This window comes from Rhodopseudomonas parapalustris (assembly GCF_053772255.1).
Genome location: NZ_JAMKBZ010000059.1, coordinates 1 through 5,147, shown reverse-complemented (window position 1 = coordinate 5,147; position 5,147 = coordinate 1). Strand labels below are relative to the sequence as shown.

The following is a 5,147-nucleotide window of genomic DNA, read 5'->3' as shown; positions in this document are numbered from 1 at the left end:
CGCTTTGGTCGTGGGCGCTCGTCGAGAATTCTGGCGTCGGGCGCTCGCCACACACGTCACGTCATCGCCGGACTTGATCCGGCGATCCATCGTTCGGGAGATGGATGCGCGGGTCAAGCCCAAGCTTTGACCGATGCCGACAATCGGGTTGATGCGGTGTCGGGCGTGGGTTTGTAACCCGGTTTTCCGGTGCGGTCGATCCAGTCGAGGATGGTGCCAAGCTCACCTTGCAGGGTGACGGAAAGGTCGCGGCGCGTTTGGCCAGGGGTGATGACGATGCGGTCGATGATTTCGCGGATGGCCTCGGCGGCTTCCGCCGCGTCGTCAGGATGGGAGAGAGCATCGGTCAGGCGCTCGATCCTGCGCCGGTAGGTTTCCGCGATGCCGGGATGGATGTCGGGCGTGTCCTGCGGCGCGTCGGACATGCGGGCGGCGAGACTGTCCTGTCGGGCTTCCAACTCGGTCAACCGCTCCGACAGGGCGCGGTGCCAGCCGCCTTGCTCGATGACACGCACGATCTCGGCGATGGCTTTTGCGATCTCGGCAAGCTCGCGGCGGGTGGCGTCGGCGGCATTGCGGCGCTCGCGGTTGAGGCGATTGGTTTCCTGGGCGTAGGCGCGCACCGCCTCGGTGGCCATATCCGGCGTCATCATGCGCTCGCGCAGGCCGGTCAGCACACGGGCTTCCAGCGCCTCGCGGGCAATGGTGCGGGCGTTGTCGCAGCCATTGCCAAGGATATGGTTGGTGCAGGCATAGCGGTCCTGCCCGCGCCGGGCGTAGGAGCCGTCGCAGCAGCCGCAGAACAACAGGCCGGACAAAAGAGTGCGCGGGCGATGCGTGGCGTTGAGGCTGCCGTTTCGGGCGAGGCTGCGCTTGATGCCCTCGCGCGACGCCTCGGTCCGGTTCTTGTAGAGTGCCGTCAATTCGTCCTGCCGCGTCTTGGTCGCGTCCCATAGTTCCTGCGGCACGATGCGAAGTTCGGGAGCCTCGGCGCGTATCCATTCGCTTTCGGGGTTGAGCCGATAGGTGAAGTGGCCGGTGTCGGGGTTCTTGAGTTTTCGTTGCCGGTTCCAGCGGATGATGCCGACGTAAAGTTCGCAATTGAGGATGCCCGAACTGATGACGCGGTTGCCCCGGATGGTGGTGTCGTTCCAGCGCTTGCCGGTGGGGCTCGGGATGCCGTCGCGGTTCAAGTCGGCAGCGATCTTCTGCGGCCCCTTGCCGGCGACATACTCGCGAAAAATGCGCCGGATGATTTCGGCCTGTTCCGCGACGATCTCGCGCTCGCCCCGGATCGGTTCGCCGCGCGCGTCGAGCTGGTGGACGACGCGGTAGCCATAGGCATTGCCGCCGCCGATTTTGCCGGCCTCGACACGGCCCCTGATGCCGCGATGGGTCTTGAGGGCGAGGTCTTTCAGGAACAGGGCGTTCATGGTGCCTTTCAGGCCGACATGAAGCTCGTTGATCTCGCCCTCGGACAAGGTGACGATGGTCACGCCCGCGAAGCGCAGGCGCTTGAAGACGCCGGCCACGTCCTCCTGATCGCGACTGATGCGGTCCAGCGCCTCGGACAACACCATGTCGAAGTGCCCGGCCTGCGCATCGGCCAGCAAGGACTGGATGCCCGAGCGGATGAGCGAAGCACCCGATATGGCCCGGTCGGAATAGCTCTCCACGATGGTCCAGCCCTCGCGGGTGGCACGCTCGCGGCACTGGCGTAACTGATCCTCAATCGAGGCGTCACGCTGGTTGTCGGACGAATAACGGGCGTAGAGAGCGACGCGGTCAGTCATGGAAAACCTCCCTCGGACCATTGTGCAACAGTCCGCCGTCAGGCGGCTTTGATCAGCATGAAGTCCACATGCACGGCATCATAAGGAAAGACGATATTGCGCCCGTCACGGTGGAGCACGCCAGCTTTGAGAAGCGCCTGCACATCGCTGTGGACGGCTTTCACATCGCGCTCCACACGACGCGCAGCCTCGCGGATGGTCATGGGGCCTTGCCCCGTCATGGCCTGGATCAAGTCCCAGCGTTTGCGGGTCAGCGTCTGCCATAGCAGATCGGGAGTGGCGAAACTGAAGTGCGAGCCCTGCACCTTGCCCTTGAAGGCTGCAAGCGCGCGGCCGGTCACGTCGTCACGGTTGGCGACAGAGAGCGTCACGGTGTTCATTCGGGCCTCCATTTGTCCACGTCCTTCCAGAAATCCGCCAGAAGCTTTTCCGGCGTCGTGAAGACGTAAGCTGTCTCGGTTGTGCCGAGATGCCGGTGATCGCCCTTGCCGGCCTCGTTATCATAACGCAGCACGCAGACGCCGCCGACGACATAGGCCAAGGCGTATTTAAGATCGTGTACCGACCCCCGCACGGACTTTGGCACCCGCCAGACCCGAAGCTCGACGAACGCCTCCGGGCCAAGCTGATGACGTTCGTTGAGCAGCGGCTTCGCCTTCATGTTGGCCTATATGACAACAAATACCATTGTTGTCAATGATTCCATCATTCTTCCTTGGCCTCCTAGTCCGGCTCGTCGCCGGATTTCGGGGTGTTGTCATTGGCGGCGGTGCGTACGGCAAAGTCCTCGCGCGCCATGCGGCGGCCGATGATGCGCGCAAGCTTGAGGGCGACATCATCGACCTTGCGCAGCGCCTCGGGATCGGGGCCGTCCACGCCGCCGTTATCGTTGGCTGCGACGGGATGCCCCTCTCCATCAGGCGGGTCAGTCGGCGTCATGGTTGCCCACCTTTCCGCCGGGATCTTCGTTGTCATTGGCAGCGCGCCAGCCGGCAGGATTGGCGACCCAGCGATTGATTTCGGATTCATGCCAGCCCGAGCCGTTGGTGCTGATCTTGAGTTGCGCCGGAAACGTGCCTTTACCGATCTTGCGATAGATGGTGGACTTGGACAGGCTGGTGCGGGCAAGGACGGTCTTCATCCGGACGATACGATCTGGCTCTCGCATGGTTACGCGGCCTCCTGCTGACTGTTTATGACTGCTGTTGAGACCAGAGAGGGCCGACCGTTACGCGCGCGCAAGCGTAATTTTCGCGTCGTCGTACTATGGCGTAGAAATGGCGGATAATACTTGCAATCGGCGGAATCGATTCACGCTACCAGAAAGTGCGCGCAGCGACTCTCGGACAATGACATGCACCAAATCAGAGTCCGATGCCTCGTCCTCGACCGAGGTCGATGCCGTGATGGAAGGCAAGTTCGCGGCCAAGGCTGTGACCTGGCTAAAGTGCGATGCGAGTTGCCGGTAGCGATTGGCACGAAGCGATTAAAACGGGAGGCATACAAGCCTCATCAGCCCGTCATCGAGATGACGCTTCATCGCGATAAACAGAGGAATGATGATAATCTGGCGGAAACGGCCGCTTAAGCGCTGCACGATTACCGCGCCAGCGATGGCGCGACAGTTTATAGTTGTCGCAGGTTCCGGGTTACTCACAACGGTGGCCTGGCCTCCAGGAAGTTAACGTGCGGCTGCGATTCAGCGATTCTTTAAAATTGTTGAGGTATATCGCCCGGTCTGTGGGAGGGCCGGGCAATATGAAACGGGACGGGACCGAAGTAGACGCGAAAATTCGCGGTAGCCAGATTCATGCAATGGAGTCAAACGTCTGGAAGTCGCTCGGCGGCTACCTTTTGGCTGCCGGCGTCGCCATCTTCGCTGCATACGATCAGTGGTCGGGGGTTCTGAACCTCTGGGGTCCGGTCGTCTTCGCGGTCTGCTCAGCGAGGATTGTTTTGGCGCTGCGCACGGCACTCGGTCCGGTTCGGTCCCTCGATATCCGCGCCGAAAAGTTGTTGATGGTCCTCACCGGTCTTGTGTCGGCCACGATGGCAATCGGACCCGCCTGGATCGCGCTCAACAGCGATGGTTTCGTCAGCGCGATCATGATCATGCTGATCGTCAGCTCCATGTGGGGCGGTGCGCTGGTGCAGGCATCTACATTTTCTTCGGCGGCTAGCTACACGGCAATGAACATCCCGATCTGGCTGGTTTGTCTCACCATGGCCGGCCCCAGTTGGGATCGGCTCAGCCTCACACTGCTTTTTGTCGTCACGGTGCTGATAGCTATCGACAATGTCCATCGCTATGCGAGAAATTTCGAGCGCGGCCTGCGCCAGCAACTGGAGCTAGCCGAACAAGGGGCAAGCCTCAAGCAACAAGCCGACGTCATCGGCCTGTTGCTCAAGGAACATGAAGATCAGTCAAGCGACTGGTTGTGGCAGATCGATGCCCAGGAAAAGATCATCAATCCTTCGTTGCGATTTGCCGAGGTGTTCTCATGTACACCTTCTGCGCTCGAACAGCGTAAGCTCGGGGAATTGCTCAAGGTCTGCGATGTCCCGGGAAACTCCGAGGCGCTTGTCGCGCTCGCCGACCATCTCGACAATGGCCGTTCATTCCGCGACCTCGTCGTGCCGGGCGCGGTCGACGGCACGCCACGATGGTGGTCGATTTCAGGGCGCTCGATTATGGACGAAGCAGGCGCGGCTATCGGCTATCGCGGCGTCATGGCGGATATTACGTTGACGATGCAAGCTCAGGCTCAGGTTGTTCACCTCGCGCAGCACGACGTTCTGACCGGATTGCCTAATCGACGCAGTTTCTCCGAACAGATTACGACGCTGTCGAAGAGCGGCTCCTTCGCTATGCTGATGCTCGATCTCGACCGCTTCAAGGCTGTCAACGACACGCTCGGTCATGCAGTTGGCGATAAACTCTTGGTCGAGGCCGCGAGACGGCTGCGCGACGATTGCTGTCCGTCCGATATGTTGTTTCGCCTCGGCGGTGACGAAATCGCTATGATTGGCAAGCTGACGCAAGGCAAGGCCGAAGCTCTGGCCGAGCGTATGATTGCTTCGTTCGCTCGTCCGTTTCAGATCGATGGACACGAGATCACGGTCGGGCTGAGCATTGGTGTGGCGATGGCGGACCAGGGGGATGATCCCGAATACGTCCAACGGATGGCTGATCTAGCGCTGTACGAGGCCAAGAATGCCGGGCGCGGCCGTGCGGAAATCTATCGCGAAGGCATGATTGAGGAAGCAGCGCAGCGCCGTCTCCTTGAAAATGACCTAGCAGGCTGTTGAAGAAGTCACTGGCGGCGCACCTTGGGTCGTGATTCCCTTTGATCC

General features: G+C 61.0%; 6 protein-coding genes. 1 reads left to right on the top strand and 5 read right to left on the bottom strand.

From position 1 onward, the window contains the following. Nucleotides 1–113: 113 nt before the first annotated feature. The 5 genes from M9H71_RS24915 to M9H71_RS24895 form a co-directional block, all read right to left on the bottom strand. Entirely contained in the window at nucleotides 114–1,793 is a 1,680-nt protein-coding gene (locus M9H71_RS24915; protein WP_455407544.1) for a recombinase family protein, read from the bottom strand. 38 nt (nucleotides 1,794–1,831) lie between these two features. Then, on the bottom strand, nucleotides 1,832–2,173 hold the full coding sequence (locus M9H71_RS24910; protein ID WP_455407543.1) for an HVO_A0114 family putative DNA-binding protein: 342 nt from the start codon (nucleotides 2,171–2,173) through the stop codon (nucleotides 1,832–1,834). Beyond that, nucleotides 2,170–2,454 (bottom strand): toxin-antitoxin system TumE family protein, encoded by a 285-nt coding sequence (locus M9H71_RS24905; RefSeq protein ID WP_455407542.1) that lies wholly within the window; start codon nucleotides 2,452–2,454, stop codon nucleotides 2,170–2,172. Before M9H71_RS24905 ends, M9H71_RS24910 begins: the two co-directional genes overlap by 4 nt. 62 nt (nucleotides 2,455–2,516) lie before the next feature. Then, complete coding sequence (locus M9H71_RS24900; RefSeq protein WP_455407541.1) at nucleotides 2,517–2,732, bottom strand: hypothetical protein; 216 nt, start codon at nucleotides 2,730–2,732, stop codon at nucleotides 2,517–2,519. Next, entirely contained in the window at nucleotides 2,719–2,961 is a 243-nt protein-coding gene (locus M9H71_RS24895; protein ID WP_455407540.1) for a helix-turn-helix transcriptional regulator, read from the bottom strand. Before M9H71_RS24895 ends, M9H71_RS24900 begins: the two co-directional genes overlap by 14 nt. A 518-nt stretch (nucleotides 2,962–3,479) precedes the next feature. Between M9H71_RS24895 and M9H71_RS24890 the strand changes: the two genes are divergently transcribed. Next, nucleotides 3,480–5,102, top strand: coding sequence for a diguanylate cyclase domain-containing protein (locus tag M9H71_RS24890; protein ID WP_455407539.1), 1,623 nt, complete (start codon nucleotides 3,480–3,482; stop codon nucleotides 5,100–5,102). The last annotated feature ends 45 nt before the right edge of the window (nucleotides 5,103–5,147 follow it).